The following is a 15,467-nucleotide window of genomic DNA, read 5'->3' as shown; positions in this document are numbered from 1 at the left end:
CGATGACCAGCGGCTTCGGGGTCTCGGTGGGGCCGCTGCCGGCCGGGGCCTCTACCGGGTCTGCGCCCACACCGCCAGCAGGCCCACCACCGCCGTGCCCGCTCCGTAGCAGGCACCGCGCAGGAACTGGTCGGCCGCGATCCTCCGGCGCCGGAGGAGCCAGCCGCCCAGCCCCCGCCCCGAGCGGCGGCAGCGCGCCGCGGCTGCCGCCAGCCGCCGGGCTGCGGCCGTCCGGAGCGGGATCGGCGGCTGTTCCGTCGGACCCCCTTGCGGGGTGCTCGGACACCCCCGTGGGGTGTGCTCGTCATGCACGGTCTCTGCACCTGCTTCCTCTGCGTCGTGGAACCGGAGGGGGGATGGGTCGGGCGACCTGGGGCGGGGCGGGTGGATCGGGGAGCCCTGGGGGGGGAACGGGCAGCCCTGGAGGGTGGGTTGGTGCATCGGAGGTCGGGCCGGATACGGCGTCCCTGACTGACGGTCGGTCGGGTACGGCGTCCCGGTCCGGTGGTTGTGCCGGTCCGGTGGTTGTCCCGGTCCGGTGGTTGTGCCGAACGGTGACCGGCGGACGGTGGCCGACGGACGGCGGCGTCCCGATCCGGGTGGTCGTGCCGGGACGGCCGGGGGCGCGTCAGGAGACCGGGAGCGCCGGTGCCGCGGCGGACAGGGGGCGCGTACCGGCCGCGGCGAGCAGCTGCTCCACCGTCTGCGCCGGGCGGATGAGCCGGAAGGTGACCCGCCCGGCGGCGTCCACGCGTACTCCGTGCACGGCCGGCTCGGGGAGCGAGTTGTAGTGGAACGGCGTGGAGAAGTAGTAGGCGCCGGTGTCCGGGAGGACGACGATGTCGCCCACGCCGAGGAGCGGCAGCGGCCGGTTGCGGGCCAGCAGGTCCCCGGCGAAGCAGCACGGCCCGGCGACGTCCTGCCGCGTCGTCCGCCCGTGCTTGGCGGCGCCGCGGGCGTCGTGGGCGTCCACCCGCAGCGGCCATGCGTCGGGGGCGAACACGGTCCGGGTGGCGACCTGGGCACCGGCATGGGTGATCGCGACCGGCCGCCCACCGACTGTCTTGGTGTACTCGACATAGGCGGCGGTGAATCCGTTTTTGGCGAGCAGTGAGCGTCCGAACTCGGTGACGATCTCGTACGCGCCGGTGAACAGGGCGGGCGCGTGGGCACGGAGCCGGTCCGCGTAGGCGTCGAAGCCCGGGGTCACCTCGTCGCTCCGGAAGTTGACCGGGAGCCCGCCGCCGATGTCGATGCCGACGACCTGGCGGCGGCCGAGGGTCTCGTTGATCTCCTCGGCGAACTCCACGGTGCGGGCGATGCCCTGGGCGATCAGGTCCAGGGGGCAGCCCTGCGAGCCGACGTGGGTGTGCACCCAGGTGAGCCAGGGGCGGTCCCGGTAGGCGTCGAGCAGCCGTCGCCGGTTGCCGGGGTCCTCCAGCGGGATGCCGAACTTCGAGGTGCTGGTGGCCGTGCTCATCGCCGCGATCGCACCGCCGCCGATCTGCGGGTTGACGCGGATGCCGAGCCGGGAGGCGGACGGCCGGGCAGCCAGGAGCCGGTCGATCCGGGCCAGTTCCTGGAAGCTGTCCGCGTTCACCGCGACGCCCAGCCGCAGCGCCTGCTCCAGTTCGGCCCGGGTCTTGGCCGGGGCGTCGTACACGATGTCGGCGGGGTCGAAGCCGGCCGCCAGCGCCTGGGCCAGCTCACCGGCGCTGGCGACCTCGCACCCCATGCCGTTCAGGCGCAGTTCCTCCAGCACGGGAATCAGGCAGTTCGCCTTGGCCGCGAAGGCGTGCCGGACCGGGAGCCCGTCGGGGAACGCGCCGTGCAGGGCCGCGACGCTCCCGGCGATGCCGTCGAGGTCGACGAAGCCGGCCAGCACGGCTGTTCCGGGGTCGAGCAGTCCCTGTTCGACGGCTGCCCGCAGGATCTGTTCGCGCCGTTCTGCCGTCCTGCTCATGGGGACTCCTCCGAGGTCGATGTCCTGGACCGCCCGCCGACCGCCGGCCTTCGACCGTCGCGTGTCGCTCGCCGCTCGCCGCTCGCCGCTCGCCGCCGGGCATGCCATCAGGTTCGCCCCGGTCCGGTGGCCGGGTCTTCGTGGCGTTCCCCGGACTTTCCCGGCCGCGTTGTCCGCGCAGGGCAACGGCGGTACGGCGGAACACGGTCGTGGTGCGGGAGGACGACGGCAGCGGGCCGGCTTCGTGCGCCGGCACCAAGGAGGAAGGAGCCGGCCTCGTCACCCGGGACGTTCCCCGTCGCTCCCGTCGTCGCGGGCGAGCAGCCGCAGTTGCAGGTGGGCCAGGAGGCGGGCGTCGGGGTCGCGAAGGTCGATGCCCGACAGCTCGGTCAGCCGGCGGATGCGGTAGCGCAGGCTGTTGGCGTGCACGCCCAGCACCCGGGCGGCAGCCGGCACATCACCGAAGTGGTCGAGATGCACCCGCAGGGTCTCCAGCAGGGTGCCGCCGCCCTGCTTGGCGTCGAGCTCCACCAGCCGGGCCACCGGGGTCTCCGGCGCCGGGGCCAGCCCCTCCAGCGCGTCCATGACCTGGTTCAGGGCGACCGCCTCGGCCACCTCGCGCGCGAAGGCCACGGCACGGTCACCGCCGGCCGACAGCAGGGCCCGCACCGCCAGTTCGGCCGACCGCCGGGACTCGGGCAGCTCCGCCAAGGCTCCGACGACCGTGCCGAGGCCGATCCGCACGGCCGTACCGAACACCTCCGACAGCTGCCGCACCAGTGCCGCGCCCAGCCGTGCCACCTGGTCCTCGGCCCGCTGCCGGGCCGGGTCCAGGGTGCCCAGCAGCACCAGGGCGCCCCCGTCGAGCGTCACCACCACGGTCTGGTGGCCGTACGCGGTGCACTGGAGCCCCAACAGACTCGTCAGCTTCCCGTGGTCGACGCCGCCCGGAGCGTTCCCGGTCCGTACGGCCAGGACCGCGCTGTGTCCGTGCGGCGGGAAGGCGGCGCGCTCGGCCAGCACCTCGGCGGGCCCCCGCCCGTCCAGCAGGGCGCGGGCCGCCTCCTCGACGAGCCGCGCCTGCCCGCGGTGGCAGCGGTGATGGACCAGGTGCACGGCGGCCATCCGGGCCGCCGACCGGAGGGCATCGGCGGCGTTGGGCGCCAGCGAACGGCCGGCGGCCGCCACCCAGATCGACCCCAGCACCTCCCCGCCGGCCCGGACCGCGACCACCAGCCGCTCCGGGTTCTCCCCGTGCTCGGGGCGGTGGATGACGTCCCCCGAGCCCCACAGGGCCCGGAAGAAACCGGCCTCCTGCATCGCGGCGACGCGCCACTGGGGCACCCGGCGGCCGAGGATGGTCCGCCGGCGCAGTTCGTCGACGTCCTCCTCGGTCGAGGAGTAGGCCAGGACCCGGGATTCCATGTCCTCGACGGTCACGGACCCGCCGACCAGGGCGGCCGTCGCGTCGGCGAGGGCGTTCAGATCGCCCAGCGCCACCCCGGCCAGGGCCGGATCGGCGGGCAGTCCCACCGAGAACAGTCCCGCGCGCAGCTCGGCCATCAGCTTCGTCCAGCCGAACCACGCCGTGCGGAACAGCACGGCCGTCCCCGCGTCCTCCGCGGCGGCCCGCAGCGCCGCCGGCGCCGGACCCGTACCGCCCCGCCCGAAGACCACCGCGACCGTCCCCGCCCGGCCGGCGTCCCGCACGCAGTCGACCGCGAGCGCGGACTGCGGATCGATCCCCACCGCGAGCACCACCTGCCCGGGCGGCATCCCGGGCTCCAGCGGGTCGAACAGCGTGACGCCCGCGACCGGCACCTTGAGGCCGCACGGAGCCACGCACAGCTCCAGCGCCCCGGTGCCCATCACCGACAGCAGGCTCTCCAGCGTCGGTTCGGACGCGGCGTCGTCGTCCGGCCCGAGCGTTCCGTTCACCGTCATCCGGCTCCCCCTCCGCCAGCACCCCCGGTAACGGTGAGTCTAGAAGTCGTCACATGATCGGGGAGGGGGATGGGCGTACCGGGGAGTGACCTCCCGTCAGGACGGGAGACGGGGGTGGGGCGGTGGGCGTGCCGGCCCTGCCCTCCCGCTGCTCCTGGCCGCCCCTGTACGGACCCTTGTGAAGGCCCGGTCAGGGCCTGTCAGTCAGGAATCCCTTCCCCCGGATGTGACGGACGCGGAAGGCCCGGATCGTCGGAGTGGGCCCGGTTGTTCACCACCCCGTCCGGGCCGGGGGGGGGCGTCACCGGCCCCGCGCCCGCTCCGCGCCGCAGACCGTGTCGCGGTCCGGGCGCTCGCCGGTGCGGAGGAACGCGGTGACCGTACGGTCGCCGCACGCGTTGCCGTTGTCCAGGTAGCTGCCGTGCCCGCCCCGGTCGACGGTGACCGTGCGGGCCCGTCCGCCGAGGGCCTCGCGCATCTTCCGGGCCCCGGCGTACGGAGTGGCGGGGTCCCGGAGGTTCTGGACGATCAGGATGTCGGACGGGCCGTCGTCGGTGATCCGGGTGGGCTTCTCCACCGGCGCCTCCTTCCAGAAGGCGCACGCCGGGACGCTCGCCGGCATTCCCGCCGTGAGCGGGTGCCGGGCGCGGTCCGCGGCCACCGCACGCCGGTACGCGGGGACCGATGTCGGCCAGCGCACGTCGTTGCAGACGGCCGCCATCGCCGCCGCGGCCTCCGCGTCCGGCAGGGGCCCGGCGACGGCGGGCGGCAGAACGGGCGTGGCCTCAGGGTCCCGGGCGTCCCTGATCAGCCGGGCCAGGGCGGGGAACGCGGTGTCGCTCTCCAGGGCCACCTGCATCGCCTGCCGCAGCCGGTTGCCGGTGAGCGGGACATCCGGCACGTTCGACCGCTTCGGATCGTGGTCCAGCCGCGCAGCCAGGGCCAGGAACTGCGGCCGTACGTCCTCGCTCCGCCGGGCGAGCCGGAGCCCCTCGTCCTCCCGGGCGGGGTCCGCCGCCCAGGCCGCGAAGTCGGGGAAGCGGTCGTCCGCGCCCGCCGCGGTGTTCCGCCGCCAGCCGTAGGCGACCCGGGCCGGGTCGGGGTCCCCGACGCTGTCCAGGACCCAGCGGTCGGTGTGCTGCGGGTACTTCTGGGCGTAGACCGCCCCCACATAGCTGCCGTACGAGACACCCCAGGCCGACAGCGTCCGCTCGCCCAGCGCCCGGCGGAACCGGTCGATGTCGCGCACCTCGTTGGCGGTGGTCATACTGCGCAGCACGGGGCCACCGTGCCGTTGGCACGCCTCGGCGACGCGCCGGGCGCGGGCGGCGTTCCCCGTGATGCCGCCGTCCGGATCCGGCCAGGCGAGCAGGTTCACCAGATGCCGGTCGTCGGGGTCGAGTCCGCAGCTCGCCGTCGTACTGCCGCCCGCGCCGCGCGGGTCGAAGCTGACGAGGTCGTAGGCCCCGGCCGTCGCCTTCCGCAGCGCCTCGCCCTTGCTCCGCAGGTGCTGCACCCCGGATCCGCCCGGCCCGCCGGGAATCATCAGCAGCGTGCCCCGTCGCGCGGCGGGCTCGTCGCTGCGCAGCCGGGTCACGGCGAGGGTGAGCCGCGGACCGTCCGGGTCGCGGTAGTCGACCGGTACGGGCAGCGTGGCGCACTCCTGCCCGGCGGGGCCGTCGGGCGTCGCGCAGGGCTTCCAGGCGAGGCCGGGTAACGCGGTCCGGGCGTCGGCACGGGCCACCGGAGCTCCGGGGGCCGGAGCTCCGGCAGTCAGGGTTCCGGCACTCGGGGTTCCGGACGTCGGGGTTCCGGACGTCGGTGCCGACGGGGCGGCGCCGGTGGCCGGGGCGGCGCCGGTGGCCGGGGCGGCCGAACCCAGGGTGCCGACGACCGCGGCGAGAGCCAGCAGCAGGGGTGTTCTGGTGCGTTGTGTCATGCCACAAGCGTTGTCCCCCGACGGTCCGGTGCCCATGGGGCAGCCGGGCCACCGCGGGCTGGTGCGGTCCCCACCCCGGACCGGGGGACGGCGGGGCCCCTTCCCTGCCCCGCCCGCTCGGGGCTGCGTCCCGTGGGAGGACCGCGTCGCGTCGCGCCGGGGGCCGCACCCCTCCTCCGCCCCGCCCAGCAGCCCCGTCCGCCCCCGGTGACTGCTGCCGCGGGCCGCTGCCGTCCGGCCCCGCCCGCTCTACGCTGGAACCGGAGCCGGAACAGGGTTCGAAACGCGGAGCGGGGCGAACCCACCAGCCGACCGCGCGGGGTGATGCCGATGCTCGACCTGTCCTCCGCTCTGCCGGACCTCCCGGCGGCACGGGACCGTGCGCCCTGGCCGCACCACGAATACGTACGGGGCTGGGGTGTGTTCGGGCTGCCCTTCGACTCCGGGCACGTCCTGGCGCTGCGCGTCTTCCCCGAGAACTCCTTCGCGCCCTACCGCACGCTGTGGCACCGCGACCCGGCCGGCCGCTGGTCGATCCACGTCGACGGCCCGCGGCTGGACACGGCCTGCCCCCGGTACTACGGCGCCGCCTGCGACCGGACCGGATTCGCCCGCATCCATCTCACCTGGACGGGTCCGGCGTCCCTGCGGGTGACCGTGGACTCGCTCCGCCTGGACTGGAGCCTCACCGCATCGTCCAGCCGGCTTCTCGACGTGCTCAACGCGGTGGGCGCCGCACTGCCGCCCGCCACCTGGCGACCGCGCGCCCTGGTCCGGGCCCGAGAGCTGATGGCCCGCGCCCTGGGCATGGGCGATCTGCGGCTGACCGGCGTGATGCCGAGCGGTCACCGGGGAATCCTCATGCCGCAGCGGATGTACTTCGTCGACGACTCCCGGGCCGTGCTCGACGGCGACGACCTCGGCCGGCCCGTCCGGCTGCCGCAGAACCCACGGATCGGCGATGTGCCGCTGCCCGCCCGCGGTGTCCTCGCCATCGGGGGCGCGGCCTGGCCGATCGTGGACCGGGCGGGCTACGAACGCACTCGCGTCGAGACCGCTCTTCACACCGGCCTCGCCCACCCGGCCGACCGAGCCGACCGAGCCGACTGAGGTCGACCGGGCCGGCGGTCCGAACAGGGCTGCTGTGCAGAAGTGTTGATGTACCGGGCATGCCCTGCGCGCGACCCCTCAACCGGTCGCGCGCGGACCGGGGAGGCTCCAACGGGCCCGGACCCGCAGGGAATCGGCGAACAAGCACGGCCCCCGCCGGGGACCGGCAACGCCCCCCGGCGGGGACCGGCAACGGACCGGCACGGACGGCCTTCGCGCCGCACCGGTCCGGTATACAGTGCGAAGATCGTGCAACTTTGACCACGCGGGGGGCCGTCATGGCACTGTTCGGGAACGCGCACACCATCGATCCGGCGACGGCGCAGCAGGAGTACGCGCGGCTGCTGGGGCAGGGCGAGCAGGTGCACGCCGCCTTTCTCCTGATCCGGGACACCATCCTGTTCACGGACCGCCGGCTCATCCTCGTCGACAAGCAGGGGATCACCGGCAAGAAGGTGGAGTACCACTCCGTTCCGTACCGGAGCATCACCCACTTCGCGGTGGAGACCGCGGGCACCTTCGACCTGGACGCGGAGCTCAAGATCTGGCTCTCCGGCAGCGCCACCCCGATCCAGAAGACGTTCACCAAGGGCGTCGACATCTACGAGGTGCAGGCCATCCTCACGCAGTTCGTGGCCCGCTAGGGACTGGTCCGGGCGATCACGTTCGGCAAGTCCTGGCCGGCGGACGGAACGCGGCGTCCGGCGCCGACGGCCGCGCCGGGCCCTCAGGAGGGCGAACCCTCGAGGCGGACGGCATATCCGCCGGTCAGCGGCCTGCGCGGGCGGGCGCGGTGCTGCGCGCCGGGTCCCGTGGACCTTGGTAGCGTGCGTGCACGAGACGAGGAGGCGGCGCGCGGACCGGGTGCGCGGTCCAGACGAGAGGAAGCCGATGATCTTCATCACCGCCAAGTTCAGGATCCGTCCCGAGGACGCCGACCGCTGGCCGGAGATCGCCGCGGACTTCACCGCGGCCACCCGCCGTGAGCCGGGCTGCCTGTGGTTCGACTGGTCCCGCAGCATCGAGGACCCGACGGAGTACGTGCTGGTCGAGGCCTTCCGGGACGGCGACGCGGGCGCGGCCCACGTGCAGTCCGAGCACTTCCGGACCGCACAGCGGACCCTGCCGCCGCACCTGGCCGAGACCCCGCGGATCGTGAACATGGACATCCCGCAGGACGACTGGTCGCTGCTGGGCGAGATGGCCGTTCCCGGCGGGGAGTAGCACCTCCCGGCGGGCAGCCCGATCCTGCGTGGAGCAGCACGATCGGAGCGGCCCCGCCCCCGGCGGACGGCCGGGATCAGCACCGGAGCCCCGGGCCATCGGCCCGGGGCTCCACCGCGTCACCCTCCGCACCCGGCTGCTCTGTCGCTATGCCCCTGCACCGCTGCACCGCTGCACCGCTCTGCCGACCGGTCGGCAACTCCGGGGGGTTCAGCGGCGCGACCCGTGCCGGCAGGTGCTCAACCGGCCTGCGCAGCAGTCGCGTTCCCCTTGAGGAGAGGCTGCAGGTAGGGCAGGTGCGGCAGATGGGCGAGCGCGGTGATCAGCCGGACCGGCATGTAGGCGGGCCAGTGACGCCGCCCCACCAGGTAGGGCACGTACCCGAGGTCCCGGCTCGCCTGTATCTCGTCGTCGGTCTCCGCCTGGTACACCATCCGGCAGCCGCCGGCCGCGTTCCTGGCCCGCTGCCACAGGGCGGGGGCGGGCTTCCGCTCCTCCTCGGTGCGCGGAGTGAAGATCCGGTCGCCGAAGTCCGCCCAGTCGAAGGGGCGCGCCCCCTTCCAGTCCTTGTCGATCACTCTCTTCAGCTCCGCCGCCCGTTCCGCGTCGGTCGCGCCCCAGGAGGACGGCACGTTGGTGATCAGGCCGACGGGTATGTTCCGGGCGCGCAGCGCGCGCAGATGCGCGGCGGCTCCCGGCATGTAGCTGATGCTCTTGTCCTCGGCCGTGTGCACCAGCGTCTCGCCGAGGTCGAAGTACACGACCACGCACCGGCCGCCCCGGCCGGAGTCGACGCGGCTGTCGGGGTGGGTGCCGGGGTGCGCGTCGGTGGCCGTACGGGGTAAGCGCTCGGCGGCGCCCGCGGCGGTGGCCGTCAGGGTCATCACCGCCACACAGCCGAGAGCGAGCAGCATCCGGCCGGTGATCCTCCGAGCGGAGGTCTTCTTCATGGGACTGCCTTTCCGTGGGGGGCTCCAGATCATATGCGCGCCATGTCCACGTCATACCCGTGTACGCGGAAATCTCTTCCGGGGACGCCCACTTCCGACCGCCCCTCCGCGCCACCCGCTCCCCACGGCCCCCTCTCCTCCCCACGGCCCCCTCCCCCTCCGCACGGCACACACGGCACCCGCCGCGGTGCGGTGGTGCGCTCGGCCCCCGTGCGTCGAGCGCACCACCGGCTCCCCTCCCGGCCCGGCTCCCCTCCCGGCTCGGCTCCCGGACCGGCCGGGCTCCCTTCAGCACCGGCCCGGAAGGTTGGGGAGTTCGGCAGCAGAACCTAGGGACGCCGCCCCAGCACCGTCACCGCACGGTCGAACGCGGAGTCCCGGCGGTGGGCGAACTCCGCCTCGGTGAAGACGGGTTCGGCGAGGTGCGGGGGAACCCCCGGGCCGTCGAAGGTCCGGCCGGAGGAGGTGAGGAACTCCTCGTTCGGAAGCCCGACGGTCCAGCCGTTCGGCAACGTGCGGTGCATGACGTCGGAGAACACGCCCTGGGTGGGCTCCCCGATGCGGACCGTCCGCCCCGGCCGGTCCATCAGGGACTGGGTGAAGGTCTCCCCCGCGCTGATGGTGCTGCCACCGGTCAGAACGGCGACGGGGCCCGTGAAGCGCGGCGCGTCGGCGGGCCGGACGTACACCGGCTGCGGTTCGGTGTGCCGGGACGGATCCGCCGGGTCGTTGCGGGCGCGCTTGGCGTACGCGAAGTGGGTGCGGTCGGTGAGGCGGGAGGCGAGCCGGAGCCCCAGCCCGTCGTAGCCGCCGCCGTTGATCCGCAGGTCGATGATCAGGCCGCGCATGCCGCGGGTGCGCTCCGGCGTGAGGACGGCGTCCAGGGCCCGGTCGAGCTCCGCCCGGTGCGCGGCGTAGCCGGGATGCCGGTCGTCGGTCCAGCCGGAGAAGCCGGACAGCCGCAGATAACCGAGGTTCCCGGGGAGGTCGGCGAATCCGATGCGTCCGCGGGCGAACGTCCGCAACGAACGCCCGCCGAGGTCCCGTTCCTGGATGAACGCCGTGATGTCGCGGTCCATGTCCGGGCCGGGCAGGGTGGTGCCGGGGCGGGTCGTCCCGAAGCGACGGCCGGGGCCGCCGTCGATGCTGACGTGGGCGTCGTGGAGCGGCTCGATCATCTTGCGGAAGACGGCGAAGAGTTCGTCGTCGGTGGTTCCGGCGTGCACCTCGGGCCGGTAGCGGTCCCGTACCGCCTTCCAGTCGATGCCCTTGGCCGCGAAGAACGGATAGTTCTCGTCGAGGTTCCGCCAGAAGACGTCGAAGGCGGCACGCGGGTCGTCGGGGACGGGCCGGGTGCAGGCGGCGGGCAACGCCCCGATGCGCCGCAGCCCACGGTCGCCCACGGCGCCGTGCACCCGGAACGACGCCCGGACCGGCCGGGCTCCGGGGCCGACGGTCAGCGTGCCGGCCTCGTCGTCGGACAGCGCGAAGCGGACGGCCCGGGAGCCGCCCCCGCCCTCGTCCGTACTCCGACCGCTCACGCCCCGCAGACAGCTGACCGCCGTGGTCTGGTACTCCCGCAGCCGGCCCCGGTCCACGGCCAGGACGGTGCCGTAGCCGTCCATGCGCCAGAGACCGTCCGTCGGCCGGTCCACCGCCGTTCGGCCGGTGGCCGCCGTGCCCCCGGTGTCCGCCGCCCCTCCGGTCGTCGCCGTACCTCCGGTCTCCGCCGCCGCGGGACAGGCGGGCAGCAGCGACCCGGCGGCGGCCAGCAGCACCGCCGCCAGCCCCTTGCCCGCCGTGTTCCTCCTGGTCTTCCCGGACTTCTCGGACTTCTCGGCCAGCGGGCCCTCGGTCTTCTCGGGCCGGGTCCTCTTGGTCCTCTCGGCGCGGATCTGCGTGGACGTCGTGGTTCCCCCGGACGTCGCGGACGGGGTGGTCCGCGTGGACGTCGTGATTCTCGTGGACGTGGTGGTGGTTGCCCCGGACGCCGTGGCTCTCGCGGACGTCGTGGACCGGCTGGTGGTGATGCGCATGGAAAGCACGCCCCGTTCGTGAGTCGATGGGTGGTCGATCACCCACCGCCATGCTTCCGAGGCGGGTGCCTGCCGCGTAATGACGGCAGCAGGCGGAAACGGCCGGAGAACACCGCCCCTCGGGGATACGTGCGCGCCACACCCCCGGACGTCGCCCCGTGCCTCAGTTGTTCCGCATCCGGGCCACGGTGTCCCTGATCGCGGGCAGCCGGTCGTACAGCGCGTCGCCCGGACAGCGGGTCTGGTGGCTGTCCCGGTGCCCGGAGATCACATGGAATTCGGCGGTGGCGCCCTTCCGGTACCGGCTCTCACCGTTCGTCGAGACCAGCCGCACCGTGCCCCGTGGATCGGCCCCCGGCCGCAGCTTCCACGCGGCGAGCTTCGCGATGCCCTCCAGGAGCGGCTTCGGCACGGTCACCCCGGCCCCGAAATTGCCCAGCGCCGCGATGCCCACGCTGTCGTCGTTGAACCCCTGGGTGTGGGCGCCGTGCACCGAGCGTCCGATGCCGCCCGCCCGGCCCTCGTAGATGTTGCCGCAGCGGTCGACGACGAAGTTGTAGCCGATGTCGTCCCAGCCCTCGATCCTGATGTGGTCCATCTGCAGCGCCCGGAGCATGGCCGGGACGTCGGCGCAGTCATAGCCGTTGGGATGTCCGGTGTGGTGGATGAAGACGGCGTTCACCGGGCCCGTGTAGGTCGCCCGGTGCCGGACCATGCGCTCGTCCGCCCGCCACACCGACCGTTTGACGATGGCGGGCTGCGGGGCGGTGCGCGGCGCGGCCGGCCCGACGGCGGCAGGTTCCGGCGGCAGCAGCCGCACCGGGTCATCGCGCATCACCAGCAGAGCCAGCGGCAGCACCACGGCGCCCAGGGCGAGTCGTCGGGACCACATGGCACCACCGTGCGCCCGAACAGCCGTTCCGGGCCGGTGAGCGAGCCATTCGGGTGACGTCGTGCCGCCCGCACCGGCACCGCCGCGGTTGCGCTCCGCGCCGTGCGGCGTTCCGCGCCGGCCCCCGGACCGCACCCCGGGTCCGGCGAACGGGCCCCGAGCGGCAGCGGCCCCGACCCACTCGGCGGCCCCGGGGCCCGGTTCGGCGGCCCCGGTGTCCGGATCCCAACCCCCCTGCTGCTTCCGTCCCTTGTCTCTGGGTCACTTCTCGGCCACGGGCTACGATGATCGATCATGGAGATATACGCCGTGTACGTGCTCATCGCCGTGGTGATCCTGCTGAGCGCAGGAATGGAGCGAAGGATCCAGCGGATCGACCGCAAGGTCACCCGAATGGACCAGAAGCTCGATGTGATTATCGATCACCTCGGTCTCCAGGCCGCGGGCCCGGATCTCCACCGGGTCGAGGCCCTGCTGCGGGAGGGCCAGACGATCTCCGCGATCAAGGCCTACCGGGAGATCACCGGCGCCGACCTGAAGAGCGCCAAGGACGAGGTCGAGCGCATGGCGGCGCAGCAGACCTGAGGCCGGGCCGGGCGGACCGAACTCCGCCCGGGCCCGGGCACCCGGCGTCGACCCGACGCACCGGCCCGACCCACCGGCCCGACGCACCGGCCTGCCGCACCGGCCCGGCCCCGCGCCCGGCCGGCCGCCCCGACCGGACCCCGGCTCCCTTCGTGCCGCCCCTCGCCCAAGCCGTCGCCCCGCTTCGCCCCGCTCAAGCCATCAGTCCCGCCCAGCCGTCGCCCCGCTCAAACCCCCCTCACGCGAACCTCACCACAGCCGAGCCGCCACCTCGCTCAGGCCGCCACCGCGGTCAAGCCGCCGCCTCGCTCGGGGTCAGCACCACGAAGTCCGCTCCGGCCGGGTCCAGGCAGACCGCCAGCCGGCCGACGCCCTCCGCGTCCTCCGGCCCCATCTGCACCGTGCCGCCCTTCTGTCTGAGCCGGGCCACCGTGGCGTCGCAGTCGGCGGAGGCGAACACCGGGTGCCAGTAGGGGCGGCCCCCGGTCGCCGTCAGGTGCTCGGCCGGGAGTTGCATCAGTCCGCCGTGCATCCGGTCCGGGTTCAGCCCGGCCGGTGTGATCAACCCGTAGGCGCCCCCGCCCCCCGGCAGCTCCATGTCCTGGAACTGCCAGCCGAAGAGGCTGCCGTAGAACTCCTTCGCCGCGGCGGCGTCCGTCGTGTACAGCTCGGTCCAGCACAGGGAACCCGCTTCGTCCACCGCCTCCAGGCCCTTGTTGCTCTGCGGCTGCCACACCGCGAACTGGCCGCCCTGCGGGTCGGTGAACTGGGCCAGCCGGCCCATGCCGTCGGCGTCGAGCGGAGCGACCCGCACCGTGCCGCCCAGCCGCTCCACGGACTCGGCCGTGGCCTCCACGTCCCCGGTGTGGAGGTAGATCATCCACGCGGACCGGGCGCCCTCCTCGGTGAGCGGGCCGATCGCGCCGACGGCCTTGCCGTTCAGCCGGAAGAGGCCGTACTGGCCGCCCTCCGGGTCGTAGGACTGGAAGTCCCAGCCGAAGACCGAGGTGTAGAAGTCGGTCGCGGCGGCGACATCGGGGGCGCCCAGATCGATCCAGCAGGGGGAACCGGGCACAAAGTCAGTGGTGATCACGGCCATTCCCTTCGCACGTCCCAGACGCGCATCCATGAGGAGGAGAGCTGGTGGTCAGCTCGGTACTCAGCGTGACACCCACCACTGACACTCGCCCGTCAGCCACTCCGCTCCGCCCGGCAATCCGAACATCACCACTGGCCACCGCGCCGCACGGCCCGATCCGACGTCACCCACCGTCCCGCCGCACGCCCTACGGAACGTCACCAGTGCCCCGTCCGCCGCCATATGACCCCGTCGCGGTGTCGGGGCCCGGCACTACACTGCTCGGCATGCGGTCGCCCGCGGGCTGCCGTGCCGCCCTCGAGCGAGGCCGAGGTGCCGCCGGGCACCGGAGCCGAGCGGTCCGTTCCCACCGGGCCGAGGTGCCGCCGCCCTCCGAGGTGCCGCCGCCCTCCGCGGTGCCGCCGGACCTCGTGGAACGGCGGCAGGGGGTGCCGCGTCGTCGTCACGGCGGGCGCCGCCGCATCCGGAAGACCGACTGCCCCACCCCGTGGTCACCGGCGGGAACGTCCGCCGCCGGAGCCGCCCGTCGAAGGGTCCCGCGTTGAACCGTGCCGCCGCCCCGACCCCGCTGACCCGCTACGGCTGGACCGACGCGCTCGCAGCGGAGTTCGCCCCCCACGCCGCCGACGGCCTCGTCCCCGGCCGCATCGTGCGGGTCGACCGCGGCCGGTGCGAGGCCGTCGCCGACGCTGGCGAGGGCCTGCTGACCCTGCACGCCGACACCGGCCCGGTGACCTCCCCGGACCCGGTGCGGAACCCGTGCACCGGCGACTGGGCGGCGTTCGACGCCGAGCGGCGGACCGTACGGGCGCTGCTCCCGCGCCGCACCGCGTTCATCCGCTCCACGTCCTCGCAGCGGTCCGAGGGCCAGGTCCTGGCCGCCAACGTCGACATCGCCCTCATCGCCGTCTCCCTCGCCGCCGAGCTCGACCTCGGCCGGGTCGAACGCTTCGTCGCGCTGGCCTGGGAGAGCGGCGCGGAGCCCATGGTGCTGCTCACCAAGGCGGACGTGGTGCCCGACGCCATCGGCCTGTCGTATCTGACCACCGATACGGAGGCCGCCGCTCCGGGCGTGCGGGTGCTGCCGGTCAGCGCGGCGAGCGGGCTGGGCATCGACGTGCTCACCGAACTCCTCGGCGGCGAACAGGGCCGGACGGCCGCCCTCCTCGGCCAGTCCGGAGCCGGGAAGTCCACCCTCACCAACGCGCTGCTGGGGGACGAGGTGCAGGACGTCCGCGCCACTCGCGACAGCGACGGCAAGGGGCGGCACACGACGAGCACCCGCGACCTGCTGCCGCTGCCCGCCGGCGGGGTCCTCATCGACACCCCGGGGCTGCGCGGTGTGGGGCTGTGGGACGCGGAGGACGGCGTCGCCCAGGCCTTCGCCGAGATCGAGGAGCTCGCGCGCGACTGCCGTTTCCACGACTGCTCGCACACGGTCGAGCCCGGCTGCGCGGTGCTCGAAGCGATCGAGGACGGAACGCTGCCGGAGCGGCGGCTGGAGAGCTACCGCAAGCTGGTCCGGGAGAACGAGCGCATAGCCTCCCAGAGCGACGCCCGGCTGCGCGCCGACATCCTCCGGGAGTGGAAGCAGAAGCGTGCCCTGGGCCGTCACATGATGGAACGCAAGCGCGGACCCCAGGCCTGAGGCCCCAGGCCTGAGACCCCGGGCCGGGCCGTTCACCTGCCCGGCCCGGTCCGCTCACGCACCGAGGGCGGGACACT

14 protein-coding genes are annotated in these 15,467 nt (G+C 74.2%); 6 read left to right on the top strand and 8 right to left on the bottom strand.

Going from position 1 to position 15,467, the window contains the following annotated elements; all coding sequences use genetic code 11:
• Nucleotides 1–51 precede the first annotated feature (51 nt).
• From ACFYYR_RS18700 to ACFYYR_RS18685, 4 genes are all read right to left on the bottom strand, one after another.
• On the bottom strand, nucleotides 52–312 hold the full coding sequence (locus tag ACFYYR_RS18700; protein ID WP_388854104.1) for a hypothetical protein: 261 nt from the start codon (nucleotides 310–312) through the stop codon (nucleotides 52–54).
• A 316-nt stretch (nucleotides 313–628) separates the two neighbouring features.
• Complete coding sequence (locus tag ACFYYR_RS18695) at nucleotides 629–1,963, bottom strand: diaminopimelate decarboxylase (RefSeq protein WP_388854101.1); 1,335 nt, start codon at nucleotides 1,961–1,963, stop codon at nucleotides 629–631.
• Nucleotides 1,964–2,242: 279 nt separating this feature from the next.
• Nucleotides 2,243–3,907: a PucR family transcriptional regulator gene (locus ACFYYR_RS18690; RefSeq protein ID WP_388854098.1), complete on the bottom strand. Its 1,665-nt coding sequence runs from the start codon at nucleotides 3,905–3,907 to the stop codon at nucleotides 2,243–2,245.
• A 301-nt stretch (nucleotides 3,908–4,208) separates the two neighbouring features.
• Nucleotides 4,209–5,846, bottom strand: a complete 1,638-nt coding sequence (locus tag ACFYYR_RS18685; RefSeq protein WP_388854095.1) for an alpha/beta hydrolase — start codon at nucleotides 5,844–5,846, stop codon at nucleotides 4,209–4,211.
• A 330-nt stretch (nucleotides 5,847–6,176) separates the two neighbouring features.
• On the opposite strand from ACFYYR_RS18685, the gene ACFYYR_RS18680 reads away from it, so the two are divergent.
• The 3 genes from ACFYYR_RS18680 to ACFYYR_RS18670 all read left to right on the top strand — a co-directional run bounded on the left by ACFYYR_RS18680 (nucleotide 6,177) and on the right by ACFYYR_RS18670 (nucleotide 8,180).
• Nucleotides 6,177–6,956 (top strand): hypothetical protein, encoded by a 780-nt coding sequence (locus tag ACFYYR_RS18680; protein ID WP_388854092.1) that lies wholly within the window; start codon nucleotides 6,177–6,179, stop codon nucleotides 6,954–6,956.
• 278 nt (nucleotides 6,957–7,234) lie between these two features.
• Nucleotides 7,235–7,600 carry a PH domain-containing protein gene (locus ACFYYR_RS18675; protein WP_388854089.1) on the top strand — a complete coding sequence of 122 codons (366 nt, stop codon included), beginning with the start codon at nucleotides 7,235–7,237 and terminating at the stop codon, nucleotides 7,598–7,600.
• 247 nt (nucleotides 7,601–7,847) lie between these two features.
• Nucleotides 7,848–8,180 carry a putative quinol monooxygenase gene (locus tag ACFYYR_RS18670; protein ID WP_388854086.1) on the top strand — a complete coding sequence of 111 codons (333 nt, stop codon included), beginning with the start codon at nucleotides 7,848–7,850 and terminating at the stop codon, nucleotides 8,178–8,180.
• Between the two features lie 239 nt (nucleotides 8,181–8,419).
• Here ACFYYR_RS18670 and ACFYYR_RS18665 read toward each other — a convergent pair whose 3' ends face one another.
• The gene (locus ACFYYR_RS18665; RefSeq protein WP_388854083.1) at nucleotides 8,420–9,130 is read right to left on the bottom strand and encodes a hypothetical protein; all 711 of its coding nucleotides are present in this window, start codon (nucleotides 9,128–9,130) and stop codon (nucleotides 8,420–8,422) included.
• A 329-nt stretch (nucleotides 9,131–9,459) separates the two neighbouring features.
• Nucleotides 9,460–10,755, bottom strand: a complete 1,296-nt coding sequence (locus ACFYYR_RS18660; RefSeq protein ID WP_388854501.1) for a S41 family peptidase — start codon at nucleotides 10,753–10,755, stop codon at nucleotides 9,460–9,462.
• 175 nt (nucleotides 10,756–10,930) lie between these two features.
• On the opposite strand from ACFYYR_RS18660, the gene ACFYYR_RS18655 reads away from it, so the two are divergent.
• Nucleotides 10,931–11,188, top strand: coding sequence for a hypothetical protein (locus tag ACFYYR_RS18655; protein ID WP_388854081.1), 258 nt, complete (start codon nucleotides 10,931–10,933; stop codon nucleotides 11,186–11,188).
• Nucleotides 11,189–11,329: 141 nt separating this feature from the next.
• On the opposite strand, the gene ACFYYR_RS18650 is transcribed toward ACFYYR_RS18655, so the two are convergent.
• On the bottom strand, nucleotides 11,330–12,058 hold the full coding sequence (locus tag ACFYYR_RS18650) for a peptidoglycan recognition protein (RefSeq protein WP_388854079.1): 729 nt from the start codon (nucleotides 12,056–12,058) through the stop codon (nucleotides 11,330–11,332).
• 294 nt (nucleotides 12,059–12,352) lie between these two features.
• On the opposite strand from ACFYYR_RS18650, the gene ACFYYR_RS18645 reads away from it, so the two are divergent.
• Entirely contained in the window at nucleotides 12,353–12,643 is a 291-nt protein-coding gene (locus tag ACFYYR_RS18645) for a hypothetical protein (protein WP_388854076.1), read from the top strand.
• Between the two features lie 292 nt (nucleotides 12,644–12,935).
• Here the strand turns inward: ACFYYR_RS18645 and ACFYYR_RS18640 are convergent, their stop codons facing one another.
• Complete coding sequence (locus ACFYYR_RS18640; RefSeq protein WP_388854073.1) at nucleotides 12,936–13,736, bottom strand: VOC family protein; 801 nt, start codon at nucleotides 13,734–13,736, stop codon at nucleotides 12,936–12,938.
• A gap of 547 nt (nucleotides 13,737–14,283) precedes the next feature.
• Here ACFYYR_RS18640 and rsgA point away from each other — a divergent pair.
• Nucleotides 14,284–15,390, top strand: coding sequence for a ribosome small subunit-dependent GTPase A (rsgA, locus tag ACFYYR_RS18635; protein WP_388854070.1), 1,107 nt, complete (start codon nucleotides 14,284–14,286; stop codon nucleotides 15,388–15,390).
• The last annotated feature ends 77 nt before the right edge of the window (nucleotides 15,391–15,467 follow it).

The sequence above is a fragment of the Streptomyces sp. NPDC001922 genome (genome assembly GCF_042891165.1).
GTDB lineage: Bacteria > Actinomycetota > Actinomycetes > Streptomycetales > Streptomycetaceae > Streptomyces.
This window is presented reverse-complemented; position numbering and strand designations above follow the sequence as displayed.

Excerpts from the sequence above, each read along its gene's own strand:
- ACFYYR_RS18665 (WP_388854083.1), bottom strand. The coding sequence starts at position 9,130 with ATGAAGAAGACCTCCGCTCGGAGGATCACCGGCCGGATGCTGCTCGCT.
- ACFYYR_RS18685 (WP_388854095.1), bottom strand. The coding sequence starts at position 5,846 with ATGACACAACGCACCAGAACACCCCTGCTGCTGGCTCTCGCCGCGGTC.
- ACFYYR_RS18680 (WP_388854092.1), top strand. The coding sequence starts at position 6,177 with ATGCTCGACCTGTCCTCCGCTCTGCCGGACCTCCCGGCGGCACGGGAC.
- ACFYYR_RS18645 (WP_388854076.1), top strand. The coding sequence starts at position 12,353 with ATGGAGATATACGCCGTGTACGTGCTCATCGCCGTGGTGATCCTGCTG.
- ACFYYR_RS18660 (WP_388854501.1), bottom strand. The coding sequence starts at position 10,755 with ATGGACGGCTACGGCACCGTCCTGGCCGTGGACCGGGGCCGGCTGCGG.
- ACFYYR_RS18675 (WP_388854089.1), top strand. The coding sequence starts at position 7,235 with ATGGCACTGTTCGGGAACGCGCACACCATCGATCCGGCGACGGCGCAG.
- ACFYYR_RS18690 (WP_388854098.1), bottom strand. The coding sequence starts at position 3,907 with ATGACGGTGAACGGAACGCTCGGGCCGGACGACGACGCCGCGTCCGAA.
- ACFYYR_RS18650 (WP_388854079.1), bottom strand. The coding sequence starts at position 12,058 with ATGTGGTCCCGACGACTCGCCCTGGGCGCCGTGGTGCTGCCGCTGGCT.
- ACFYYR_RS18695 (WP_388854101.1), bottom strand. The coding sequence starts at position 1,963 with ATGAGCAGGACGGCAGAACGGCGCGAACAGATCCTGCGGGCAGCCGTC.
- ACFYYR_RS18670 (WP_388854086.1), top strand. The coding sequence starts at position 7,848 with ATGATCTTCATCACCGCCAAGTTCAGGATCCGTCCCGAGGACGCCGAC.